This is a genomic window from Nocardia asteroides, from assembly GCF_900637185.1.
Lineage (GTDB): Bacteria > Actinomycetota > Actinomycetes > Mycobacteriales > Mycobacteriaceae > Nocardia > Nocardia asteroides.
This window is the reverse complement of record NZ_LR134352.1, coordinates 6695561-6719246: the sequence shown is the minus strand read 5'-3', so window position 1 is coordinate 6719246 and position 23686 is coordinate 6695561. Positions and strand designations below refer to the sequence as shown.

The window sequence follows — 23686 nt, the reverse complement described above, 5'->3', positions numbered from 1 at the left end:
CGATCGGCCGGGTTGGTAGGTTCTAGCGGTGCCCGAACCAGAGATTCCCGCGCGCGGTCGCGCCGCACTGCTCGGTCCCGCCGAGGTGCGGACGCTGGCCGAACGCTTCGGCGTCCGGCCGACCAAACAGCTCGGGCAGAACTTCGTGCACGACGCGAACACGGTGCGCCGCATCGTCACCGCCGCGGGCGTCGGCACCGGTGACACGGTGCTGGAGGTCGGGCCCGGCCTCGGCTCGCTGACGCTGGCCCTGCTCGACGTGGTCGACCGGGTGGTCGCCGTCGAGATCGACCCGGTGCTGGCCAACTATCTGCCGGAGACCGTCGCCGACCGCGCGCCCGGCCTGGCCGATCGCCTGCAGGTGGTCGAGGCCGACGCCCTGCGTGTGCGCCCGGACCAGCTGCCCGCCGAGCCGACGGCACTGGTCGCGAACCTGCCCTACAACGTGGCGGTGCCGGTACTGCTGCATCTGCTCGCGGTGCTGCCGAGCATTCAGGTGTCGCTGGTGATGGTGCAGGCCGAGGTCGCCGACCGGCTCGCGGCCGAACCCGGCAACCGGGTGTACGGGGTGCCCAGCGTCAAGGCCGGTTTCTTCGGCACGGTGCGCCGCGCGGGCGCGGTCGGCACGCAGGTGTTCTGGCCGGTGCCGCGGGTGGAATCGGGCCTGGTCCGCATCGACCGCTACGTCGAGCCGCCGTGGCCGATCGACGAGGACCATCGCAAGCGGGTCTTCGAGGTGATCGACGCGGCATTCGCGCAGCGCCGCAAGACGTTGCGCTCGGCGCTGTCCGGCTGGGCGGGTTCGCCCGCGGAATCCGAGCGCAGGCTGGTCGCGGCGGGCATCGACCCGACCGCCCGCGGTGAGACGCTCGACACCGCGGCGTTCGTCCGCCTGGCCGCGCAGGCCTGACCGGCGAATCCCGGGCTCGCGCAGCCGAACCCGCAGTACACCGGCTGTTCACCGGGGCCCTGTGCCCGCACCCTGTGAAAGCAATTGTGGACAACCGGTTTTCGCCCGCATCGGAGTTGATCATGATGTCCGGACGACATCGCCGGTCCGGTGCGAAAACCGCCGGTGGCGGGCCGCTGGGTGCAGATGTGGATGACTCTGTGGATGATTCACGACGTCCAGGCGCCGGTATGAACCGTCGGTGAACGCCGACACCCACCACGTTTTCGGCCGCCTCGCGTTCGAGGGGCGCGACGTCACGCCGTAGGCGCTGTATCGCCCCTCGAACGCGAGGTTACGAGGCCGAAAACCCGCGGCGCCAGCCGCCTAGGATCCAGCCAGTTCGTAGCCTGCCTCGTCGACGGCGGCGGCGATATCGGACTCGGTGAGTTCGTTCGCGCTGTCGACCTTGACGAGACCGCTGGCGAGGTCGACGTCCACGCTGGTGACACCATCGATCTTGCCGATCTCCTGCTTGACCGAGCTCACGCAGTGTCCGCAGGTCATCCCCGTGACGGTGTAGGTGCTGGTGGCCATGGCCGACTCCTTCGCTCTTCGCTCATACGGTCCAGGGGTATGTCCCCGACACGAATGAACATACCCCCCACGGGTACCCGGCGCAACCCCTTCGGTGCGCCGGTGTGCGCGGGATCGCACTTCTCGTCCCCGCATGGCGGGATTCAGCGCGGGTACTCGTCGGTGTAACCCGTTACGCTTGGTGACCGTGCTGTCAGTTGTGCCCAGCCCGGTCGTCGTGCGCGCGCCTTCGAAGGTGAATCTGCATCTCGGAGTCGGTGATCTGCGTCCGGACGGCTATCACGATCTGACCACGGTCTTCCAGGCACTGTCGCTGTCCGACGAGCTCGAGCTGGCCCCGTCGGCCTCGCTGACCGTGCGGGTCACCGGCGAGGGCGCGGCCGAGGTACCGACCGATCGGGAGAACCTGGTCTGGAAGGCGGCCGTGCGGCTGGCCCATCTGGCGGGCCGGGCGCCGCTGGTGGAGATCGCCATCGCCAAGGGTATCCCGGTGGCGGGCGGCATGGCGGGCGGCAGTGCCGACGCGGCCGCCGCGCTGGTCGGCCTGAACGAGCTGTGGGACCTGGGCCTGGGCCGCGACGAGCTGTCGGCGGTGGCCGCCGAACTCGGCAGCGATGTCCCTTTCGCCCTGCACGGCGGCACCGCGCTCGGCACCGGCCGCGGCGAACGGTTGCTGCCGGTGCTGTCGCGCAACACCTTTCACTGGGTGCTGGCCCTGGCCAAGGACGGGCTGTCCACCCCGTCGGTCTTCCGGGAACTCGATCGGCTGCGCGCCGAAGGCGAACCGCCGCGCCTGGGTGACCCGCAGAAACTCATGCAGGCGCTGGCCGCGGGCGACCCGCACACCTTGGCGCCGCTGCTCGGCAACGATCTGCAAGCCGCGGCGCTCTCGCTGAAGCCGGAACTGCGCCGCACGCTCCGTGCCGGGGTGGGCGCGGGCGCGCTCGCCGGCCTGGTCTCCGGCTCCGGTCCCACCTGCGCGTTCCTGTGCGATACCGAGGAGGCCGCGATCGCGGTGGCCGCCGAACTGGCCGGTGCCGGGGTGTGTCGCAGTGTGCGGACCGCCAGTGGCCCGGTGCCCGGCGCGCGGGTGCTCGAGACCGAGCGCTGAGGCTCAGCCGACCAGGTCGGCGAGCCGGTCGACCTGGTCGGCGTCGCGGCCGTAGCAGTAGAGCATGACCTCGTCGGCGCCGAGTTCGCCGAACTCCGCGATGGTCGAGCGGATGGCCTCGGGCGTGGTGAGCAGGCCGTCCAGCATGAAGGCCGAGCGATCGCCGGCGAAGGCGTAGTAGGCGCGCATCGCGGCGCGGGCGTCGGCGAGTACGTCGTCGTCACCGAGGGCGACATTCACCTGGGCGACGATGCGCGGTGCACCGGCACGGCCGTGGTCCTTCCAGGATCGGCGCACGGTGTCGAACAGGCCGCCCGCCCACGACGGCGGCGCGGCGGCCAGGAAACCGCCGCCGCACCGGCCGACCCGGTCGAGCGCGGCCGGCTGGAAACCGCCGAACAGCAGCTCCGGTCCGGTGGGCTGGACGGGCGCGGGACCGATCGGGCCGCAATCGGGACCGAACGGTTCGCCCGCCCACAGCCGCCGCAGCAGGTCGATCTGCGCGTCGAGGCGGCGGCCGCGGGTGCGCGGGTCGGTGCCGGCGGCGACGTGGTCGTCGGCCCGGCCGCCGACGCCGACGCCGAGGGTGAACCGGCCGCCGGACAGCACGTCGAGGGTGGCGGTCTGCTTGGCCAGCAGCGCGGTCTCGCGCAGCGGTGCGAGCAGGACCTCGGTCTGCAGCCGGATGCGGCGGGTGGCGCCGGCCAGGGCGGCCAGGGTGACCAGCGGTTCGGGGTTGTCGTAGACGAGCCGGTCGAGCAGGCCCAGCGTGCGGAACGGGCCGTCGTCGGCGCGGCGGGCCCAGTCGAGCAGGGCGGCGGGGTCGGAGATGGGCAGGCCGAGGCCGATGTGCATGGAATCCTCCGGTAAGAACGTTGTTCGTGTCGAACGTTGTTCGCTACGAACGACGTTAAACGAACGATGTTCGTGGCGCAAGGGGAGCGGCCAAGAGCCGGGCCGACCGGGGCAAGTAGGCTCGTCACGGCCCCACAGAAGTCACGCGGAAGGCGGGCGAGCAACACCTATGTCCAACCTGATCAACCTCGAACAGGTCTCCAAGAGCTTCGGCATCAAGCCGCTGCTGGACGACGTCTCGCTCGGTGTGCACGCGGGAGAGCGGATCGGGGTGGTCGGTCTCAACGGTGGCGGCAAGACGACCCTGCTCGAAGTCCTGACCGGCCTGGAGGCGCCCGACAGCGGCCGGGTGAGCCGCGTCGGTGGCCTGCGGATGGCCGTGGTCACCCAGCGCGGCGTGCTGCCCGAGGGCGCGACCATCGGTTCGGTGGTGCTCGCCGGCCTGTCCGACGACCTGTCCACCGCCGACATCGCCGAGCACGAATGGGCCGCCGACGCGCGCATCCGCTCGGTGCTCGACGGCATCGGCATCGCCGACCTGGGCCTGGACACCCCCGTCACCAACCTGTCCGGCGGCGAGCGCCGCCGCGTCGCCCTGGCCGCGGCCCTGGTGCGCGAGCTGGACCTGCTCGTCCTCGACGAGCCGACCAACCACCTCGACATCGAGGGCGTGCAGTGGCTGGCCGAACACCTGATCGCCCGGCGCACCGCGCTGGTGGTGGTCACCCACGATCGCTGGTTCCTCGACACCGTCGCCACTCGCACCTGGGAGGTCGTCGGCGGCAAGGTGGAGACCTACGAGGGTGGCTACGGCGACTGGATCTTCGCCCGCGCCGAGCGCGCCCGCCAGGCCGACGCCACCGAGGCCCGCCGCCAGAACCTGGCCCGCAAGGAACTGGCCTGGCTGCGCCGCGGCGCCAAGGCCCGCACCTCCAAGCCGCGCTACCGGGTGGAGGCCGCCGAGGCGCTGATCGCCGACGTGCCGCCGCCGCGCGACTCGGTCTCGCTGGCCGCCTTCGCGCGCAAGCGGCTGGGCCGCGTGGTGATCGAGCTCGAGGACGCCACCCTCACCACCCCCGACGGCCGCGTCCTGGTCGACGACCTGACCTGGCGCCTCGCCCCGGGCGAGCGGGTGGGTCTGGTCGGCGTCAACGGGTCGGGCAAGACCACGCTGCTGCGCGCGCTGGCCGGCGCCGCCGAACCCGCCGCGGGCAAGCGCATCCAGGGCCAGACCGTCCAGATCGGCTGGCTGCGCCAGGAACTCGACGATCTGCCCACCGATCTGCGGGTGCTGGAGGCGGTGCAGCAGGTCGCCCAGCGAATCATGCTCGGCGACAAGGAGATCTCCGCTGGTCAGCTGGCCGAACGGCTCGGCTTCACCCCGGCCCGCCAGCGCACCCCGGTCGGCGACCTCTCCGGTGGTGAGCGCCGCAGGCTGCAGCTGACCCGCATCCTGATGGCCGAACCGAACGTGCTGCTGCTCGACGAGCCCACCAACGACCTCGACATCGACACCCTGCAGCAGCTCGAGGACCTGCTCGACAACTGGGCGGGCACCCTCGTGGTCATCAGCCACGACCGCTACCTGGTCGAGCGCATCTGCGACACCACCTGGGCGCTGTTCGGTGACACCAAGCTCACCAACCTGCCCGGCGGCATCGACCAGTACCTCACCAAGCGCGCCGCCCTGGCGTCGAGCGCCAAGCCCGCCGCCGCGAAACCGGCCGCGTCGTCGACGGATTCGGCCGACCGCCGCGCGGCTCGCAAGGAACTGTCGCGCCTCGAACGCAGCATCGCCAAGCTCGACGAACGCGAGCAGAAACTGCACGTCGCCCTGGCCGACGCCGCCACCGACCCGGACAAGCTGGTGAAACTCGGCGCCGAACTCAAAGAGGTCGTGCAGGAAAAGGAAGCGGCCGAGGAGCGCTGGCTCGAACTGGCCGAGGACCACTGATTTCGCGAGCACATGGGTAACTCACCGGGACGGGCTGACCTGGCCCGGTGAATCGCCGGTCAGCCGCCGACGTGACGCAGCCCAGCGCTCAAGCCTGGCCTGAAGTCTCGGAGAGGCGGGACAGCAGGCAGGTTTGCACGAAATCGGCGCCGAACTCGGTGAGGATGATGCTGCGGTAGCTCACCTTCGTACCGAATCCACGCTTGAGCGCGTCGCGCACCTGCTCCTGCGCCTCGATGAGCTGGTAGCGGCTCGGATTGCCCACGGGCTCACGGGTGAACTCGATCAGCCCGAGCCTGCGCAGGTTCGGCAGGTACTGCGGAACGCGATTCGGGAAGCGCAGGCCCGCGTGCTCGCCGACCATGGTCAAGCCGCTGATCAGGCGCTCGCCGCCGAAGGCCCGCTGACGGCCGGTGCGCACGTCGAGCGCGGGCTGCGGTCCGTCGACGTGCAGGAACCGCAGCACCCGCGCCTCGTCGGGGGTGATCTCGGCGAGGATGCCGGGATAGGCGGGATGGGTATCCGGCTGCGCCGCGTGCGTGCTGGCCGAGAGCCGCAGCAGTTCGGCGCCCTGTTCGCGCAGTGTCGGCATGCCGCCGTCGCCGTGCTGCTCGCCGCCGACCGGCAGGCCGAGCGCGTGCCGGAGACGTTCGCGCACTTCGCCTTCCGCCTCGGCGAGGACTTCCTTGGGCGGGGCGCCCGCGATGCTGCCGCGCAGCACGGTGACGGTCACCCCGAGCGCGGTGTCGAGCGTCCACAGCGTCATGCCCGAGGCCGCGGTGAGCGCGACCCGGGCGACGCCGGTGGCCGCGCGCACCGTGCGGACCGGCGAGACGGGCAGCACGCCGCGCCGGTCACCGGTTGTTTCGAGCGGCGGTACCGGTCGTCGCACCAGTTCGGTGGACGGGGTCCCGTCGTCTACATCCATGTCGTCGCTACTCCTGTTCCGAAGACCAGGATGTGAGCGTATCCGGCGAGCAGCCCCAGCGCGCCGCCATGGACGAAAAGCAACCATTCGTCCTGTTTGATCGCCGAACGCAGCATGTCCACGAAGTCGTGCGGGGAAAGTGCGGACATTTGCCGGGCGATGTATTCGTTGACCTGCCTGCCCTGTTGGACGTTGAACTCCGGGTCGGCGAAGGCCATCGGCGCGATCGTCATGGCCTCGGCGGTGAGCGTGGACTGCAGCGAGTCGTACTCGCGGCTGCCGAGCATGAACTTCACCGCGGGCCGGGCCGGGCCGAGCGCGCGGTCGGCGGCCGGGCGCAGGGTGTCCTCGAGCATCTGCAGGGTGCGGTCCGAGCGCGGGCCGTTGAGCAGTTCGTCGCCGATGTTGGCGACGGTGACCACCTCGGTCGAGACCAGCGCCGCGTAGCCCGCGGTGATCTCGGGCTGGCGCTTGATCAGCAGACCCTGCCGCCACGGGCACCACCACTTGGGCGTGGCGGGCGCGAAGATCATGTTGATGCCGACCCAGTTCACCACCCAGCCGATGACGATGCCGCCGACCGGCAGCACGATCAACGGCGACAGGCCGGTGGTGTGCAGCGCGAGCACCAGCAGCAGACCGCAGGGCGCGCCGAAATAGAAACCGAAGTTCTGCATGAACCGCAGTTCCTTGGCGCCGAGCACCTGGAACAGCTGGTTGAGCAATTGCGGACGGGCCTGGAAATAGCGGATGACCATCTGCTTCACATCGAGCAGCTGATCGATATTGGTGCCGAGTTCGATGGTGAGTTCGCGCAGGATCTCGGGCAGTTGCGAGCGCACCCGCTGATGCACCATCTCGCGCACCTGGGTCGGCAGGTTGTACCAGAGCTGCGGATGCTCGCGGCGCAGGATCACTTCGACGATGTCGCTGATCTGCGCGTCGGCCACCTCGGCCAGATGTTCGGCGAGCTTCTCCGGATCGAGTTCGCGGTAGAAGTCGGCGACGCTGCCCAGTTTGGACAGGCCCTTGTCGACGGCGATGCTCGCCATTTTGTCCGCGCGCGAGGGCACGATGCCCTGCCAGCCGATCCGGCCGTCATAGCTGAGCAGCGGCAATACCTGGATCCGCTTGGGCAGGTACGGAAAGACCGCGCGGAGCCCGGGTAGCTTCACGCCGTAGAACTTGATCGGCTGGAACAGCATCAAAATGCCGGTCCAGTTGGTGATGTATCCGATCACTCCTGTGAAAAGAGGAATGGTCAGAATTTCGAGCAGGAGTGTCGGGTGTAACCCGAACACACTCTCCAACAACGACACCCTCCTGCCGTAGCCCGGTGACCACCGCCTTCACCGGCAAACCAAAATTAGCACCCCCATGGCGAGGTGACCCTACTGTGAGGTGGGGAACTGGGTCCATTCGTCGTGCCCCAGGCCACAGGGTAGTGTCTGAGACATCAGTCACAGAACCTGTCCCGAATGCCGTACTCGTCCGGACGAGTCGGAACAATGAGCACCACCACAATTCGTGACAGGCCACAACGGGCGCGTTCAGGGGGCGCGCTGCGTATGCACTGTGCCTGGAGCGTGGTCGGGCAATAATCTGTGGGCGAGCGTTCCCATGGCGAGACTTCGGAGTTGGACGTGACAGACGACAGGACCGGACAGGATCTGGCCCGTGCCGGTACCCGCGCCGTCGAGCGCAGCTCGGATGTCGAGCAGCGACAGATCAGCAACGAGGCCAGGTTGATCCGCGGCGTGTTCCGCGCCGCCGGGCTGGCCGCCGGCACCGCGGTGCGCGGCAGCCAGTGGGCGGTCGGGACCACCTACGAGGTGACCAAGGAACTGGCCCAGGCGGCGCTGGACGGCGAGTCCTCGGCGGATATCGCCGAGCGCACCGGCAACGCGCTGCGCTCGATCGCGCGCAGCGCGCTCGGCGTCACCGAGGGGTCGGTGCGCGAGATCGTCAGCTACGTGCCGACGCCCAACGGATCCAGCCAGCAGGCCATCACCGTGGGCCCGTACCTGCGCTCGGCCAGTACCGAGGACCTGCGCAGGCGCGGCGACGCGCTGCTGGCCCGCTCGGCCGACGTGTACTTCACCGAGGACGTGCACCCGGCCTACGACCGGATCCTCGACGAGATCGCCCCCGACGAGGCCCGCATCCTGCGGTTCATGGCCCTCAACGGTCCGCAGCCGGCGGTCGACGTGCGGACCAACCGCCCGCTCGGCATCGGCTCGGAGCTGGTCCAGGGCGACCTCACCTCGGTGCCGGAACAGGCGGGCGTGCGCTACCCCGACCGGGCCAGGTCCTACCTGATCAACCTCAACCGCCTCGGCCTCACCTACTCCTCCGACGACCCGGTGGTGCTGAGCCGCTACATGGTGCTCGAGGTGCAGCCGGTCGTGGAGGACGCGCTCAAGAAGGCGGGGCGGGCGCCGAAGATCGTCCGCAAGAGCCTGCGGCTGTCGGAGTTCGGCGAGGACTTCTGCCGCACCTGCTTCACCATCGGGTAGCTGAGACAGCCGCGCCCGCCGACGCCGGAGGTCACGCTCCGGTGTCGGCAGTGATAGCGATCTGATACAGATCCGGCACTGCGCGCGTTTCAGTGGGATCGTGGAGGAATGGAGCAGGGGTCCGAATCCGCGAACGTGCGCGTCGACGAACCGGTCGCGCCCACGTGGGTGCGCCCTGGGCCGCTGCTGCCCGGCGACGACGAACCGATGGTCGCCGGGCCGGAGGTGGGGGAGGACCGGATGGCCGAGCAGCCCGGCGTGCGCGCGACGGACGACGAGGCGCCCGAGCCGGTGCCGCGCCCGCCCGATCACCCCGACGACCTGATCGCGATCAGCAGGCTCAAGTTCCGCTACCTGCGCGCCCTGGACACCAAGTCCTGGGACGAGTTCGCCGACACCCTGGTCCCCGAGGCGACCGCCACCTACAGCGAATACCTGCAGTTCGAGTCGCGCGAGGCGTTCCTGGCCTTCCTGCGCAACACCCTGGGGCCGCACGTCATCACCGAGCACCGCTGCGATCACCCGGAGATCGACGTCGACGGCGATACCGCCACCGGCACCTGGTACCTGGCCGACACGGTGATCATCCCCGAGCACAACATGTGCCTGCGCGGCGCGGCCTTCTACACCGACCGCTACGTGCGCTGCGAGGACGGCCACTGGCGCATCGCGCACACCGGCTACGAGCGCACCTACGAGGTGGTGCTCTCGCTCAGTGATCTGCCCAGCCTGCGGTTGACCGCGAGCCGCTGGGGCATGATCGCCCAGGAGAACCACATCTCCTCGGTCGAGCGCAACCCCGGACCGGCCGCGTAGCCCGACTCAGACAGTCGACCAGTTAGTCCGCCGTGGCGACGAGCGGCTCCAACGTGAGCTTCGGATGCTCCTTCTCGATGTACTGCAGCCGCCACTTGTCGCTGAACAGCGCCAGGATCGCCCCGTCGGTGCGGGTGAACACCTCGACACCGCGCTGACGGTCGAGTTCCGGCGCCGACTCGGCGTCGGTGCGCCGGGCCAGGGTGAAGGGCAGGAAGTCCAGCTGGGTTTCCACATTGAACTCCGCCTGCATGCGCGCGGTGACGACCTCGAACTGCATCGGGCCGACCGCCGCCAGCACCGGCGACTGATCACCGCGGGCGTCGTTGCGCAGCACCTGCACCACGCCCTCGGAGTCGAGCTGGTCGATGGCCTTGCGGAACTGCTTGTACTTGCCCGCGCTCTGCGCGCGCAGGGTCGCGAAGTGCTCGGGGGCGAAGCTCGGGATGGGCGGGAACTCCACCTTCTTGTCCACGAACAGGGTGTGCCCCGGTGCCAGCGCGGTCGCGTTCACCAGGCCGACCACATCGCCCGGGTAGGCGGTGTCGACGGTGGTACGCTCGCGGCCGAACACGGTCAGCGCGTACTTGGTGGCGAACGGCCGACCGGTCTGCGCGTGCGTGACGACCATGCCGCGCTCGAACTCGCCGGACACGATCCGCATGAACGCCAGCCGGTCGCGGTGCGCGGTGTCCATTCCGGCCTGCACCTTGAACACCACCGCGCTGAACGGATCACCGGTCTGGCGGTCCTTGCCGGTGACGTCGGCGCGCGCACCCGGCGCGGGCGCCAGCGCGACCAGCGTCTCCAGCAGCTGGCGCACGCCGAAGTTCAGCATCGCCGAGGCGTAGATGACCGGCGAGGTCTGCCCGGCCAGGAACAGCTCCTGGTCGTGGTCCTGCCCGGTGGCCGAGAGCAGCTCGCTCTCCTCAGCGGCGGTCGTCCAGGCCTCGCCCTCGCGCGCCTCGGCCTCAGCCGGGCTCAGCGACTCCTCCGGTGCGATGGTCGCGCCACCGGCGGTGCGGGTGAAGTGGACGTACTCGGTGGCCTCGCCCTCGGGGCCGCGGCGCAGCAGGCCGCGGAAGTCGCCCGCGATGCCGACCGGCAGGAACAGCGGGGTGGGCGTCAGACCGATCCGCTCGCTGATCTCGTCGAGCAGCTCCAGCGGCGCCTGGCCAGGGCGGTCCCACTTGTTGATGACGGTGATGACCGGGATACCCCGGTGCCTGCACACCTGGAACAGCTTCAGCGTCTGCGGTTCCAGGCCCTTGGCGGCGTCGATCAGCATGACCGCGGCGTCGACCGCGGTGAGCACGCGGTAGGTGTCCTCGGAGAAGTCGGAGTGGCCCGGGGTGTCGACCAGGTTGATCACGTTGTCGACATCGGACCCGGCGGCCCGGTAGTTGAACTGCAGCGCGGTCGAGCTCACCGAGATGCCGCGCGCCTTCTCCATCTCCATCCAGTCCGACACGGTCGACTTGCGGCCGGCCTTGCCGTGGATGGCGCCCGCCTCGGAGATCATCTTGGCGTGCAGCGCCAGTGCCTCGGTGAGCGTGGACTTACCGGCGTCGGGGTGCGAGATCACGGCGAAGGTGCGGCGGCGCGCGACCTCGGCGGGAAGTCCGCGCGGGGTGGGGGCTGCGGTCTCTCCGGACTCGGTCAACGCAGGTACCTTTCGCAAAGGGTCGGCAACCTATCCAGCCTAAAGGTCACCGGTCCGGCGAGGTCGGCCGGGTGTTTCGCGCGGACCGACCCGGTTTTTCCGGGCGATGCGGATGCGATATGGTTGTCGGGTTGTCTCGGCGAGGGTGAGTGACCCCAGTGGTGTGCTCACCGTGATCGACGCGGCTCGGCCTTCCGGTCGTCCTCGTTCGTTCTTCGTCCGACGAGTAGACGTTGACCCCGCAGATGGGTCGCCACAATGACCAGCCCGGAAGAGCCGTAGGAGCGCATTCAGTCATGTCCGACGTGAACCAGATCGAAGCCGCCGTCCGCACCGAATTCGGTAAGGGCGCCGCTCGCCGTACCCGTCGCGACGGCAACGTGCCCGCCGTGCTGTACGGCCACCAGGCCGAGCCGCAGCACCTGAGCCTCAACGCCAAGGCCTTCGCCGCCATCCTGCGTGAGCACGGCACCAACGCGATCCTGAACCTGGTCGTCGACGGCAAGCAGCAGCTCGCTATGACCAAGTCGGTCGTGGTCCACCCGATCCGCCGCTACATCGAGCACGCCGACCTGCTGATCGTCAAGCGCGGCGAGCGCGTCACCACCGACGTGAACGTCACCGTCACCGGCGACGCCGCCGCGGGCACCCTGGTCACCCAGGAAGCCACCACCCTGTCCATCGAGGCCGACGCGCTGAAGCTGCCGGAGGCCATCGAGGTCTCCGTCGAGGGCATCGAGGCCGGCACCCAGATCCTGGCCGGCGCCATCGAGCTGCCCGCCGGTGTCACCCTGGCCGCCGACCCGGAGGCGCTGATCGTCAACGTGATCGCCGCGCCGTCCGCCGCCGAGCTCGACGAAGAGGGCGAAGGCGCCGCCGAGGGCGAGACCGCCGAGGCCGAGGCCGAGTCCGCCGAATAATTCCGCTGGTACGGTTCGGCCGATGACCGAATCCTCCGGGCCCGCACTCGTGGTGGGGCTGGGTAACCCCGGCCCCGAATACGAGCGCACCCGCCACAATGTGGGCTTCCTGGTCGCCGACGTGCTCGCCGAGCGCGTCGGCGGCCGTTTTGCCGTGCACAAGAAGTCGGGCGCCGACCTGCTGCAGGCCCGGCTGGACGGGCGCCAGATCCTGATCGCCAAGCCGCGTGCCTACATGAACCTGTCGGGCAGGCCGGTGGCCGCGCTGGCCAAGTTCTTCTCGGTGCCGGTCGACCAGGTGATCGTCGTACACGACGAGCTCGACCTGCCGTTCGGCACGATCAAGCTCAAGCAGGGTGGCGGCGAGGGCGGGCACAACGGCCTGCGCTCGATCTCGCAGGCCCTCACCACCAAGGACTACCTGCGCACCCGGATCGGCATCGGCCGTCCGCCCGGTCGCCAGGATCCCGCCGACTACGTCCTCAAGCCGTTCGCCGCACCGGAACGCAAAGAGGTGCCGGTGATCGTCGAACAGGCCGCCGACGCGGTCGAGCTGCTGCTGAAGGTCGGGCTGGAAACCGCCCAGAACTCGTTGCACTAGTTTTGGAGCGCTGGCGCGCTCGAGTTCGCGGCCCCTTGTGTCCCGCCGGTCAGGCGCCGTTGCTTGCTCCTTCGTCGCGTACGCAACGGCGCCTGACCGGCGGGACGGCCGCGAACCGCCGCTGCGCGGCGGCCCCTCCTCGAGGTCGGGGCGGGGTGGCCGGGCAGCGACGGATCGGTGTTACCTCAGGTGCACCGCTGTGGCCGCGCGGCGCAGCTTGCCCGACGACGTCTTGGGCAGGGCGCCGGGGCCGAGCACCGCGACCGTGCGCGGGCGGGCGCCGACCTCGGTGAACACCTCGTGGACGATCTCGCGCTCCATCCGTTTCACCTCGTCGGGATCCTGGTAGTCGTTGGATTCCACCACCACGGCGAAGCTTTCGCGCTTCTCACCGGCGTCCAGGCGCACCGCCACCGCGTTGCCGGGCCGGACGCCGGCGACCCGCATGGCTGCCCGCTCGATGTCGGTGGGGTAGATGTTGCGGCCGCCCATGATGATGACGTCCTTCATCCGCCCGCACACCACGATCAGCCCGGCCTCGGTGAAGTAACCGATGTCGCCGGTGTCGAGCCAGCCCTCGGCGTCCTGGGCGGGCCGGAACCCGTCGACGGTCACATAGCCCGAAGTCACGGCGGGACCGCGCAATTCGATGACGCCGACCGTGCGCACGGGCAACGGCTGGCGCTCGGCGTCGACCACCCGGCCTTCCAGATCGTCGACCAGGTGACCCAGGGTGGGCAGCCTGCGCGGGGCGCCGTGATGACCGTCCTCGGCCACCGGCACCGCCTTGCCCACCGCTTCCAGCAGGTCGGCGTCGATGATGTCGAGGACCATGCCGTGGCCGGGGTCGGGGATCGAGACGGCCAGGGTGGTCTCGGCCATGCCGTACACCGGGGTCAGCGCCATCGGGTTGAGCCCGAAGTGCTTGCCCGCCTCGGCCAGCGCGACCATGGTGTCCGGGTCGACCGGCTCGGCGCCGTTCCACATCCACCGCACGCTGGACAGGTCGATCGATCCCGGTTCGGCCTGGCGCAGCCGCCGGGCCAGCAGCGAGTAGGCGAAGTTGGGTGCCGCCGTGACGGTTCCGCGGTACTTGGCGATCAGCTCGGCCCACAGCAGCGGCCTGGCCAGGAAGTCCAGCGGGGTCACGCACACCACTTCGGCGCCGAATTGCATGGGCACGCTGAGGAAACCGACCATGCCCATGTCGTGGAACAGCGGCAGCCAGCTGATCATCACGTCGTCGTCGAGCTGGAATTTCACCCGGTTGAACATCGCGTGCGCGTTGACGTTGAAGTTCCCGTGCGTGATCCGGACGGCCTTGGGCGAGCCGGTCGACCCAGAGGTCAACTGCTGCAGCGCGATATCGGACTCGGCGGTCGGTACCGGATCGGTGTCGGGACCGTCGTGCAGGTCCTCGATCTTGACCACGGTGATCCCCCGTTCGAGCAGTACGGGTTCGGCCGCGGCGAACGGCGCGCCCAGGACCACGGCCTTGGCCTCGATCATGCCGAGGACGGTCTCGGTGTCGCGGACCCAGACCGCCAGGTCGGTGCGCGGAGTGGGCTGGTGCAGCATGGTGATCGAGGCACCACGCATCCAGATGGCCTGGCAGACAGGGGCGATGTCGACCGGCAACCCGGCGAGCACGCCCACCGCGTCGCCGTGTTCGATCCCGGCGGCCGCCAAGCCGCCCGCCATCCGCCGCGCGGCGCGATGGATTTCCCCCCAGGTCTGCCGCAGCGGCGCTTCCGGTTCCCCGGTGACCAGCCCCCGCGGGCTGGTCAGCGCTGTGGCGAACATTTCGTCGGTGAACCTGCTCAACGTCGGACTCCCTTTACGCCAACGATCGGTTTCGGCCGTGCTCTCCCAACAGAAAATCCCGCCCCGCCCACCCGGTGTTAACCCCGACTGACAACCGAGTTCCCCCTCGCCCCGTGGTCGGCGGCGAAGGAGGCAGCGTAGCGGTCCACATATGGTCTACCTGATTGCCTGGCAATTTCTTGCATCAGCTGGTCAGTTGCCACTCTGACCTGGGCTCGATGAACCGCTGCCGGATACCGCCGCGCCGGCTGGATGCTGATGCGCACCTTGGTGAAACGCAACAGTTTCCGACCGCGCGGGTTCATGCGGTCGGTTCCGTCCAGCACCACGGGCACCACCGGCGCCCCTGTAGCCATGGCAACGCGCAGTGCCCCGGTGCGACCACGATAGACCCTGCCGTCCACCGACCGGGTGCCCTCGGGGTGAATTGCCCACGCGCCTCCCCGCGCGAGGATCGCGGTGGCCGCGGCGAGCGCGTCCGCGGCCGCGTCGCCACCGGTCCGGTCCACCGGCACCTGCCCGGCGGCGGTGAAGAACCGTCGCTTCGCCCGCCCGCGCAGGCCGGTCCCGGTGAAGTACTCCTGTTTGGCCAGGAAGGTGAGCGGGCGCGGGATCACCAGGGCCAGGTAGAGCGAGTCGATGAAGGCCAGGTGATTGGCCGCGATGATGACCGGCCCGGTGCGCGGTATGTGCTCGAGCCCCTCGACCTGCGGTCGCCCGAGCAGCCGGAGCAGCGGGCCGATCAGGACGTGTTTGCACAGCGGGTACCACATAAGACCTCCGAGTAGACAGTGTCTACAGCACGATAGTAGACAGTGTCTACGAATGCGCGGGAGGCCGCCGCGCACCCGGTGTGCAGAATTGCCCGTATGTCCGAACCGTTGCGCGCGCGCCTGATCGACGCCGGGGTCGAACTGCTCGAACGCGACGGCGTCGGTGAGCTGGGGCTGCGGGCCATCGCGCGCGCGGCCGGGGTGTCCCACGGTGCGCCGCGCCGCTGGTTCCCCACGCACGCCGCCCTGCTCGCGGCCATCGCGGCCCGCGGCTTCGCCGATCTGACCGACCGGTTCGCCGGGCTCGCGGCGATCGACGATCCCCGGGAGCGCCTGCGCGGGATGGCGATCGACTACCTCGACTTCGCCGTGACCAGGCCACAGATGTTCACCCTGATGTTCCGGCACGACCTGCTCGCCGGTTCCGGCGAGAATCTCCGGGCCACCACCCGCCCGCTGTACGGCCGGATCGTCGACCTGGTCGCCGCGGCGGCGCCGGGCGCCGACGCCACCGCGACGGCGCTGCTGCTGTGGACGAATGTGCACGGCCTGGCCACCATCGCGGCCAATCGCACCCTGGAAGTCGTTGCGCCCGACGTCGACCCGCGTGCGCTCGCCGACCGGATCGTCGGCGAGCATCTGCGCTAGTGGGTGACGCGGGCCAGCGTCGCGACGAAGCGGTCCAGCTCCTCGGTGCTCACGAAGTAGTGCGGGGACGCGCGAACCACCGCGGGTAGCGCGCGGCCGGTCATGTCGAGCAGGGTCGACCAGGCGTGACTCACAGTCACCGTGACGTCGTGTTCGGCGAGCCGGTCGCGCAGCCACATCGGGTCGCGGTCGTCGACGGTGAAGGAGACGATGCCGCTGTGCTCGGTGCCGAGGTCGCGCACCCGGACGCCGGGCACCTCGGGCAGTGTCTTGCGCAGGTGGTCCGCGCGCTCGGCCACCGCCGCGTAGGCCTGGTCCGGGCCGATGCCGAGCAGGTAGTCGACGGCGGCGCCGAGGCCGAGGCGTGCGGCGATGCTGGATTCCCAGAACTCGAAGCGCGAGGCGTCGGGGGCGAGCCGGTACTCGTCGCGGCTCACCCACTGCGCGCTGTGCAGGTCCAGCCGCGCGGGTTCCATGGACTGGGCGAGTTCGCTTCGGACATACAGGAATCCGGTGCCACGCGGACCGCGCAGCCACTTGCGCCCGGTGGCCGAGAGCGCGTCGACACCCAGCGCGGCGACGTCGATGGGCAGCTGTCCGATCGACTGGCAGGCGTCGAGCAGCACCAGCGCGCCCGCGTCGTGCGCGATCCGGGTGGCCTCGGCGACCGGGTTCACCAGACCGCCGTTGGTCGGCGCGTGCTGGAGCGAGACCAGCCGGACCCGCTCGTCCAGCATGGCCGCCAGCGCCGCGGTATCCAGGCGTCCGGTGTCGTCGCTGGGGATGTGCTCGACCACCGCGCCGGTCTGGCGCGCACGTTGCAGGGCGGCGATCGCGTTGCTGGCGTAGTCGGCCTCGGAGATGAGGATTCGGTCGCCGGGACGAAGCGGGATCGAGTACGCGAAATCGGCCCACGACCTGGTGGCGCTGTCACTGAGCGCGATGGTGTCGGGGGTCGCGCCGATCAGGGCCGCGATCGAGGTCTTCACCGCGGCCAGATCGTCGAGACGCTCGTTTGCCGCCCGATAGCCACCGATCTCCGCTTCGCGGCGCAGATGGGCGATGACGGCCTCGGTGACCACTGTGGGCGACAGCGACGATCCGGCGCTGTCGAGGAAGATTCGGCCCTGGGAAAGTCCCGGGGTGGCGGCTCTGATCGCGGCGAGATCCAACATGGCGACGACCATACCGCCGGGGCGATGTTCCTCATTTGGACACTTTTTCTGTCGGAGGCCCTCGCTATTCTGGATTGGGTCGGCTGCACGAGCACGTTGATTCCCCAGCACGCGGAGGTTGGCATGGCGGTCATTCTGGAACGTTCGTCATGGCCCGATTCCGCCGTCGACCAGGGCGAACTATCGTCCAGAGCCGCGGCGGAGGCCTATGTCGGCGGGGTCTGTTTCAAGCTCGGGCCACCCGCGCTGATCGGCGCCGAACTGGAGTGGCTCACCGTCGGGCCCACCGGTGAGCGGCCCGCACTCGAGCTCATGGCGGCGGCCCTCGGGCCCCACGCACCCGTCTCGATCGCCCCGGCCTCGGCCGCGGCCCCCCTGCCCGGCGGGAGCAGGGTGACCATCGAACCCGGTGGTCAGATAGAACTTTCCAGCGCACCGTTCGCCGATCCGGAGGCGCTGACGCAGCACCTGCGCGCTGATGCGGCCCGTTTGCGGGACCTGCTCGCCGCCGCGGAGATCGGCATCGTGGCCGCTGCCGCCGACGTCGATCGGCAGGCCGAACGCCTGCTCCGCCTCCCTCGCTACGCCGCCATGGAACGCCGCTTCGCGGCCGTCGGGCCGTTCGGCACGCTCATGATGTGCAATACCGCGGCCACCCAGGTCAGCGTCGACGCGGGCGCCGACGCCGACGAGGTGCGGGCCCGCTGGACCGCCCTGTACGTGCTCGGACCCGCGCTGATCGCCGCCTTCGCCTGTTCGCCCCGGCTGGCGGGCGCACCGCGGGGTGAGTGGGCCTCTCAGCGGATGCGCACCTGGTTGCGGCTGGATCCGTCGCGTACCAGGCCGCCGGTCGCCGACTGGACCGACCCGATCGCCGCCTACGCGCACTGGGCGCTGGACGTGCCGCTGCTCTGCGTGCGCTGTACCGAGCCGGGCGCGGACTGGTCACCGCCGCCCGGCGCCACCTTCGCCGACTGGCTGTGCGGGGCTCTCGACGACGAGGTCGGCCGCCGCCCGAACCGGGCCGACCTGGACTACCACCTCACCACCCTGTTCCCCCCGGTCCGCGCCTCCGGCCACCTCGAGGTCCGCTACCTCGACACCCAGCCGGGCGACACCTGGACCACCCCGATCCACCTCTTCGACGCGCTGCTCTCGGCGCCTGCCGTGATCGCCGAGGCGACCGCGCTGGCCGCGCCGGTCGCGGGGGAGTGGTTCCGCGCCGCCCGCGACGGACTGGCCGACCCGGAGCTGCGCGCCGTCGCGACCGGCCTGTTCGAGCTGGCCGAGGCACACGCCCGATCCGCCACCGCCGCACAGGAATTGGCGCACGCCGCGCGCCGGTGCCGCGCGGGTGCGGTCCCGTCCCAGTCCCCCTCTCGTTCGGAGCCGACCCGGTGACTCTCTCCGCCCCCGCCGATCACAGCGACCGCGACCGCACCCGCGACCGGATCGCCGAGGTATTGCAGCGCGCCCGCCGCCGCACCGCCACCCTCACCGACAGCGTCGGCGAAGCCGATCTCGTCGCCCAGCATTCGCCGCTGATGAGCCCGCTGGTCTGGGATCTTGCGCACATCGGCAATCAGGAGGAGCTGTGGCTCGTCCGCGATGTCGGTGGTCGCGAGGCCGTGCGGGCCGACATCGACGAGCTCTACGACGCGTTCAAACACGCCCGCGCGAACCGGCCCACGCTACCGCTGCTGAACCCCGACCAGGCCCGCGGCTACGTGGGCACCGTGCGCGAGAAGGTCTGGGACGTGCTGGATTCCAGTGACCTCGCCGGAAACCCGCTGGTGGACAACGGCTTCGCCTTCGGCATGATCGCCCAGCACGAACAGCAGCACGACGAGACCATGCTCGCCACTCATCAGCTGCGCGTCGGCGCGCCGGTGCTGTCGGCCCCGCCCGCACCCACCGCGGCGGTCCCGGCCGCGGGCGAGGTGCGGATTCCGGCGGGTGAGTTCCTGATGGGCACCTCCGCCGACCCCTGGGCGCTGGACAACGAGCGCCCGGCCCACCCGGTGCACGTGCCCGGCTTCGCCATCGATGTCGCGCCCGTCACCAACGAGCAGTACCTGGCGTTCGTCGCCGACGGCGGCTACGAGCGGCCCGAGCTGTGGTCGGAGCGCGGCTGGGCGCATCGCCAGGAGGCCGGGCTCGTCGCGCCGCAGTTCTGGGAGCGCGACGGCGAGCAGTGGACCCGCCTCGCCTTCGGCGTGCGCACGCCGCTGCGGCCGCGTCAGCCGGTGGTGCACGTGTGCTGGTTCGAGGCCCAGGCCTATGCGCGCTGGGCCGGAAAACGCCTGCCCACCGAGGCCGAATGGGAGAAGGCGGCCAGGTACGACCCGGCCACGGGCGACTCCCGGCGCTACCCCTGGGGTGCCGACGCGCCCGACGCGAGACACGCCAACCTCGGTCAGCGGCATCTGGAACCCGCCGAGGTCGGCGCCTATCCGGCCGGCGTCTCGGCCACCGGCGTGCACCAGCTGATCGGTGACGTCTGGGAATGGTGTTCCTCGGGTTTCGAGGCCTACCCGGGCTTCCGCGCGTTCCCCTACCGCGAGTACTCCGAAGTCTTCTTCGGCGGCGACTACCGGATCCTGCGCGGCGGTTCGTTCGGTACCGACGAGGTGGCCTGCCGCGGCACCTTCCGCAACTGGGACCACCCGATCCGGCGCCAGATCTTCGCCGGCTTCCGGCTCGCCCGCGATCTGCGAGCGGACGAGATCTGATGGGCGACCGAGCTTTCCCGCCCCGCCCTGCCCGGTGCGAGGTGGACCGCTGATGTGCAGGCACCTGGGCTACCTCGGCCCGTCCGAGTCGGTCGGCGAACTCGTGGTGCGCGGACCGCATTCGCTGTACGTCCAGTCGTGGGCGCCCGCCGACATGCGGGCGGGCGGCACCATCAACGCCGACGGTTTCGGTGTCGCCTGGTGGCGCCGCGCCGATATCGGGGTCGAGGGCGAGCGCGCGGCCGTCACCCGCTATCGCAATGCCGCGCCGATCTGGACCGATCCGGCGGTGGTCGAGGTGCTCGGCCAGCTGGAATCGCGCGCCGTGCTCGCCGCCGTCCGGTCGGCCACCGTCGGCATGCCGGTGGAGCGGGGCGCGTGCGCGCCGTTCACCGACGAGCACTGGGCGTTCAGCCACAACGGTGTCGTGCCCGACTGGCGGATCGCGCTGACCGCCGTGCTCGCCGACCTGGACGAACTGCTCGCGCCCACACCGGTGTTCGGTTCCGCCGCCGTGCTCCTGCACGCCGAATCGCTGACCGACTCGGCGGCGCTGTGGGTGCTGCTGCGCGGCCTGCTCGCCGCGATCACGCCCGACGGCCCAGTCACCTCCCCGGACGACGCGCTGCGCCTGCTGGTCACCGCCGTCCTGCGCCGTCAGCCGACCGCGCGCCTGAACCTGCTGCTCGGCGACGGGCAGCGGCTGTGGGCCACCACCTGCAGGCACGCGCTGTCGGTGCTCGTCGCCGACGACTACATCGTGCTGTGCTCCGAACCGTACGACGACGATCCGCGGTGGCGGCCCATCGCCGACCACCAGCTGGTGGCCGCCACCGCGGGCCACTGCACCGTCACCGCTCTCGAGCTTCCCGCCACCGAAAGGGTCCGTTCATGACCGCGCCGCTGCTGGACATCCACCTCACCGACGACGATCTCACCGCCGCCCTGCGGGCCGACGCCGTGGCAGGTCTGACGGCCGAGCCGAAGTCGCTGCCGCCCAAGTGGTTCTACGACGCCCGCGGCAGCGAACTGTTCGAGCGGATCACCGAGCTGCCCGAGTATTACCCGACTCGCACCGAGCGGGCCCTGCTGGAACGGGTCGTCGGAGAGATCGCCGCCGCCGCGCGGCCCGAGGTCCTGGTCGAGCTCGGCTCCGGCTCGGCCGCCAAGACCCGCCTGCTGCTCGACGCGCTCACCGCCGAGGGATCGCTGAAAACCTATGTGCCGCAGGATGTCTCCGCGTCGGCGCTGCGCGGGGCGGCCGCCGAGGTGGCGGCCGAGTATCCGCAGCTGGCGGTGCACGGTGTCGTCAGCGATTTCACCGACACCCTGCACAATCTGCCGCGCGGCGGCCGCCGGATGATCGCCTTCCTCGGCGGCACCATCGGCAACCTGGTCCCCGCCGAGCGCGCGGAGTTCCTGGCCGGCATCAACGAGGTGCTCGAACCCGGGGAACTGCTGCTGCTCGGCGCGGGTCTGGTGATCGATCCCGCGGTGCTGGTCCCGGCCTACGACGATGCCGCCGGTGTCACCGCCGAGTTCAACCGCAATGTGCTGCACGTGCTCAACCACCGTCTCGGCGCCGATTTCGAGCCGGCGAAGTTCGAGCACGTCGCGCTGTGGGACGCCGCGAACGAGTGGATCGAGATGCGCCTGCGCGCCACCGAGGAGATGACAGCCACTGTCGCCGATCTCGACCTCACCGTGCGGTTCGCGGCGGGTGAGGAGATGCGCACCGAGATCTCCGCCAAGTTCCGGCCCGAGGGACTGCGGGCCGAACTGGACGCGGCCGGTTTCACCACCGCGCGCACCTGGACGGACCCCGACGAGCGATTCGCCCTGGTCCTGGCCGAACGGCAGTGAGCAGGTCCTACAGGTCGAGTTCGCCGGCCAGGTATTCGCCGTTGATCAGGTCCTCGTCGCCGGCGCGGTCACGGTCGAGGTCTTCCGCGCCCTCGCTCGCGTCGTCGTAGAGGTCGCCGTCGACGCCGTCGTCGCCGACCACCCGGACCGCGGACACCTCGGCGGGGCGCTCGTCTTCGGCGACGGCCTCCCTGGCCGCGCTGCCCTCGGACCACTCCTCGGCCAGCTCCTCGCCGATCCCGAGGAACCCGTCGGCGTCGGCCTCGTGGTTGCGGATCACGTAGTCGGCGGGCGGGTCCTCGACGTACCGCTCGTATTCGACGATGTCGTCGGCCTGATCGTCGTCGCCCATGTCCATGTCCAACGGTTCACGGCTCATAGGTCCAGTATCGGCTTCCGCCCGGCGTCCGTCACGCAAGGCCACGCGCCGCCTCGGCCCTGGTCAGTGCTCGATGCCCTCGAAGACGCCGGTGAACCACTCGACGAGCGGGCGCAGCTCGGTCCAGGCCCGCCGGATCTCGGTGGCGGCGGCCGGGGTGCTCAGCCAGTCGGGGGCGCCGAACTCGCGGCGCGCGGTGAGCGACTTGTGGCGCAGCAGCTCGATGCGGGGGTGGTCGGCCGGGTAGCCCTTGGGCTTGGTCTTGAGCTGGTCGCCGCCGATGGTGAAACCGGCCGCGGTGGCGTCGGCGAGGATGTGTTCGAGTTCGGCGCCGCGGACGTCGTCGTCGATGGTGGCGCGCAGGGTGGCCAGCGCGGCAGGCGACATCATGTAGCAGCCGCCTGCGACGAAGAGCCCGGCCGCGCCGATCTGCACGTACCAGCCGACGCCCGGCATGGTCGCCGCGACCGCGCCCTGATGGTCCTTGTACGGCGACTTGTCGGCGGCGAACCGCACGTCGCGGTAGGGCCGGAAGATCTTGGCCGGGCCGAACTCGGCCTCGAGCTCGGCGGTCAGCGCGGTCATCGGCGCGCGCACCGCCTCCTCGTAGGTCTGCTTGTGCGCGGCCCAGAAGGTCTTGGAATTGTCGGCTTCCAGGTCCTCGTAGAAGTCGAGGGCCGTCAGCGGGAAACCGGTGAACGCGTCGGCAAGCTCGGGCACGGCTACCAGTATCACCCCTCGGCGCTCAGGCTCCGCCGATCGCCACCACGAGCAGCACGAACACCACCGCGGCGAGGGCGGCCACCGCGGCATTGGCGATCGCCGCCCACTTGCCCATCTGCTCGCCCTTGGCATGGCCGACGACGCCGAGCACGATCCCGGTCGGCGCCGTGACCAGCACCGGAATCCCGCACAGCATCGCACCGCCGAGCACCGACGCGGCGACACAGCAGAAGCTGATGATCGACCAGATCGGCGTGTTGTCGGCGTACCCGTACCGCGGCTGGAGACCCGGCGGCGGCTGATACGGAATCGGCCCCGGATAGCGCGGGGCACCGTAGCCGACCTGCCCCGGGACAGGGTAGGCGGGCGGATACGCGGGTGGCGGCGGCGGATACGGCGGCAACTCGGCCGGTGGCGCCGGACGCTCCAGCCCCGCCCACGACGCCTCGGCCCGCACGGGTCCCGGCGCAGGCGCCGGCGGCAGCTCGGCGGGCGGCAGGTTATCGGTCCACATCCGCTGAGTCGGCTCCGGCGGCGGCGGAGCGTCCTGCACCCGCGGCTGCTCCCGGTCCTTACCCAGCTCGACCCGTCGTTCCGGTTCGGTACTCATATGCCCCCTGCCACGTCCCGGACTACAGGACCACCATGCCCGAAGACCAGTCGGCGCGCCACGTCCGAAGACGAGCGCGCCGACCGCTTTCACAAGAACATGGGTAACT

23 protein-coding genes are annotated in these 23686 nt (G+C 70.4%); 12 read left to right on the top strand and 11 right to left on the bottom strand.

Going from position 1 to position 23686, the window contains the following annotated elements; translation table 11 throughout:
* Nucleotides 1-28: 28 nt before the first annotated feature.
* Nucleotides 29-910 (top strand): 16S rRNA (adenine(1518)-N(6)/adenine(1519)-N(6))-dimethyltransferase RsmA, encoded by an 882-nt coding sequence (gene rsmA / locus EL493_RS31105; protein ID WP_019049185.1) that lies wholly within the window; start codon nucleotides 29-31, stop codon nucleotides 908-910.
* A 366-nt stretch (nucleotides 911-1276) separates the two neighbouring features.
* Here rsmA and EL493_RS31100 read toward each other — a convergent pair whose 3' ends face one another.
* Nucleotides 1277-1486: a heavy-metal-associated domain-containing protein gene (locus EL493_RS31100; RefSeq protein WP_019049184.1), complete on the bottom strand. Its 210-nt coding sequence runs from the start codon at nucleotides 1484-1486 to the stop codon at nucleotides 1277-1279.
* Between the two features lie 187 nt (nucleotides 1487-1673).
* Here EL493_RS31100 and EL493_RS31095 point away from each other — a divergent pair, with 187 nt between their 5' ends.
* The gene (locus EL493_RS31095; protein ID WP_030201095.1) at nucleotides 1674-2597 is read left to right on the top strand and encodes a 4-(cytidine 5'-diphospho)-2-C-methyl-D-erythritol kinase; all 924 of its coding nucleotides are present in this window, start codon (nucleotides 1674-1676) and stop codon (nucleotides 2595-2597) included.
* A gap of 3 nt (nucleotides 2598-2600) precedes the next feature.
* On the opposite strand, the gene EL493_RS31090 is transcribed toward EL493_RS31095, so the two are convergent.
* Nucleotides 2601-3452, bottom strand: a complete 852-nt coding sequence (locus EL493_RS31090; RefSeq protein ID WP_019049182.1) for an LLM class flavin-dependent oxidoreductase — start codon at nucleotides 3450-3452, stop codon at nucleotides 2601-2603.
* A 169-nt stretch (nucleotides 3453-3621) separates the two neighbouring features.
* Here EL493_RS31090 and EL493_RS31085 point away from each other — a divergent pair, with 169 nt between their 5' ends.
* Complete coding sequence (locus EL493_RS31085; RefSeq protein ID WP_019049181.1) at nucleotides 3622-5406, top strand: ABC-F family ATP-binding cassette domain-containing protein; 1785 nt, start codon at nucleotides 3622-3624, stop codon at nucleotides 5404-5406.
* A gap of 88 nt (nucleotides 5407-5494) precedes the next feature.
* Here EL493_RS31085 and EL493_RS31080 read toward each other — a convergent pair whose 3' ends face one another.
* Both EL493_RS31080 and EL493_RS31075 read right to left on the bottom strand, forming a co-directional pair.
* Nucleotides 5495-6334 (bottom strand): Abi-alpha family protein, encoded by an 840-nt coding sequence (locus EL493_RS31080; protein ID WP_019049180.1) that lies wholly within the window; start codon nucleotides 6332-6334, stop codon nucleotides 5495-5497.
* Nucleotides 6325-7575, bottom strand: coding sequence for a DUF445 domain-containing protein (locus tag EL493_RS31075; RefSeq protein WP_019049179.1), 1251 nt, complete (start codon nucleotides 7573-7575; stop codon nucleotides 6325-6327). Before EL493_RS31075 ends, EL493_RS31080 begins: the two co-directional genes overlap by 10 nt.
* A gap of 402 nt (nucleotides 7576-7977) precedes the next feature.
* On the opposite strand from EL493_RS31075, the gene EL493_RS33445 reads away from it, so the two are divergent.
* Both EL493_RS33445 and EL493_RS31065 read left to right on the top strand, forming a co-directional pair.
* Nucleotides 7978-8850, top strand: a complete 873-nt coding sequence (locus EL493_RS33445; RefSeq protein ID WP_022566258.1) for an Abi-alpha family protein — start codon at nucleotides 7978-7980, stop codon at nucleotides 8848-8850.
* A gap of 291 nt (nucleotides 8851-9141) precedes the next feature.
* The gene (locus tag EL493_RS31065; RefSeq protein WP_030201084.1) at nucleotides 9142-9666 is read left to right on the top strand and encodes a nuclear transport factor 2 family protein; all 525 of its coding nucleotides are present in this window, start codon (nucleotides 9142-9144) and stop codon (nucleotides 9664-9666) included.
* A 22-nt stretch (nucleotides 9667-9688) separates the two neighbouring features.
* Here the strand turns inward: EL493_RS31065 and EL493_RS31060 are convergent, their stop codons facing one another.
* Nucleotides 9689-11329, bottom strand: coding sequence for a peptide chain release factor 3 (locus EL493_RS31060; protein ID WP_019049176.1), 1641 nt, complete (start codon nucleotides 11327-11329; stop codon nucleotides 9689-9691).
* 296 nt (nucleotides 11330-11625) lie between these two features.
* Here EL493_RS31060 and EL493_RS31055 point away from each other — a divergent pair, with 296 nt between their 5' ends.
* A complete protein-coding gene (locus EL493_RS31055) occupies nucleotides 11626-12249 on the top strand; it encodes a 50S ribosomal protein L25/general stress protein Ctc (RefSeq protein WP_019049175.1) in 624 nt (207 codons plus the stop codon).
* Nucleotides 12250-12271: 22 nt separating this feature from the next.
* A complete protein-coding gene (gene pth, locus EL493_RS31050; protein WP_019049174.1) occupies nucleotides 12272-12850 on the top strand; it encodes an aminoacyl-tRNA hydrolase in 579 nt (192 codons plus the stop codon).
* A 180-nt stretch (nucleotides 12851-13030) separates the two neighbouring features.
* On the opposite strand, the gene EL493_RS31045 is transcribed toward pth, so the two are convergent.
* Complete coding sequence (locus tag EL493_RS31045; protein WP_019049173.1) at nucleotides 13031-14674, bottom strand: fatty acyl-AMP ligase; 1644 nt, start codon at nucleotides 14672-14674, stop codon at nucleotides 13031-13033.
* Nucleotides 14675-14751: 77 nt separating this feature from the next.
* A complete protein-coding gene (locus tag EL493_RS31040; protein WP_019049172.1) occupies nucleotides 14752-15447 on the bottom strand; it encodes a lysophospholipid acyltransferase family protein in 696 nt (231 codons plus the stop codon).
* A gap of 96 nt (nucleotides 15448-15543) precedes the next feature.
* Here EL493_RS31040 and EL493_RS31035 point away from each other — a divergent pair, with 96 nt between their 5' ends.
* The gene (locus EL493_RS31035; protein ID WP_019049171.1) at nucleotides 15544-16095 is read left to right on the top strand and encodes a TetR/AcrR family transcriptional regulator; all 552 of its coding nucleotides are present in this window, start codon (nucleotides 15544-15546) and stop codon (nucleotides 16093-16095) included.
* On the opposite strand, the gene EL493_RS31030 is transcribed toward EL493_RS31035, so the two are convergent.
* Nucleotides 16092-17270 carry an aminotransferase class V-fold PLP-dependent enzyme gene (locus EL493_RS31030; RefSeq protein ID WP_022566259.1) on the bottom strand — a complete coding sequence of 393 codons (1179 nt, stop codon included), beginning with the start codon at nucleotides 17268-17270 and terminating at the stop codon, nucleotides 16092-16094. The two genes, EL493_RS31035 and EL493_RS31030, sit on opposite strands and share 4 nt — an antisense overlap.
* Nucleotides 17271-17393: 123 nt before the next feature.
* Here EL493_RS31030 and egtA point away from each other — a divergent pair, with 123 nt between their 5' ends.
* From egtA to egtD, 4 genes are read left to right on the top strand one after another with little or no spacing between them, the layout of a single operon-like run.
* Entirely contained in the window at nucleotides 17394-18671 is a 1278-nt protein-coding gene (gene egtA / locus EL493_RS31025; RefSeq protein WP_019049169.1) for an ergothioneine biosynthesis glutamate--cysteine ligase EgtA, read from the top strand.
* Complete coding sequence (gene egtB, locus EL493_RS31020; RefSeq protein WP_019049168.1) at nucleotides 18668-20002, top strand: ergothioneine biosynthesis protein EgtB; 1335 nt, start codon at nucleotides 18668-18670, stop codon at nucleotides 20000-20002. Before egtA ends, egtB begins: the two co-directional genes overlap by 4 nt.
* Nucleotides 20003-20054: 52 nt before the next feature.
* Nucleotides 20055-20897, top strand: coding sequence for an ergothioneine biosynthesis protein EgtC (egtC, locus tag EL493_RS31015; RefSeq protein ID WP_019049167.1), 843 nt, complete (start codon nucleotides 20055-20057; stop codon nucleotides 20895-20897).
* On the top strand, nucleotides 20894-21865 hold the full coding sequence (egtD, locus tag EL493_RS31010; RefSeq protein ID WP_019049166.1) for an L-histidine N(alpha)-methyltransferase: 972 nt from the start codon (nucleotides 20894-20896) through the stop codon (nucleotides 21863-21865). Before egtC ends, egtD begins: the two co-directional genes overlap by 4 nt.
* Before the next feature lie 7 nt (nucleotides 21866-21872).
* Here the strand turns inward: egtD and EL493_RS32630 are convergent, their stop codons facing one another.
* From EL493_RS32630 to EL493_RS32625, 3 genes are all read right to left on the bottom strand, one after another.
* A complete protein-coding gene (locus tag EL493_RS32630; protein ID WP_022566260.1) occupies nucleotides 21873-22244 on the bottom strand; it encodes a hypothetical protein in 372 nt (123 codons plus the stop codon).
* A 63-nt stretch (nucleotides 22245-22307) separates the two neighbouring features.
* Nucleotides 22308-22964 (bottom strand): DUF2461 domain-containing protein, encoded by a 657-nt coding sequence (locus EL493_RS31000; RefSeq protein ID WP_019049164.1) that lies wholly within the window; start codon nucleotides 22962-22964, stop codon nucleotides 22308-22310.
* Nucleotides 22965-22989: 25 nt separating this feature from the next.
* Nucleotides 22990-23577, bottom strand: coding sequence for a hypothetical protein (locus EL493_RS32625; protein ID WP_019049163.1), 588 nt, complete (start codon nucleotides 23575-23577; stop codon nucleotides 22990-22992).
* Between the last annotated feature and the right edge of the window lie 109 nt (nucleotides 23578-23686).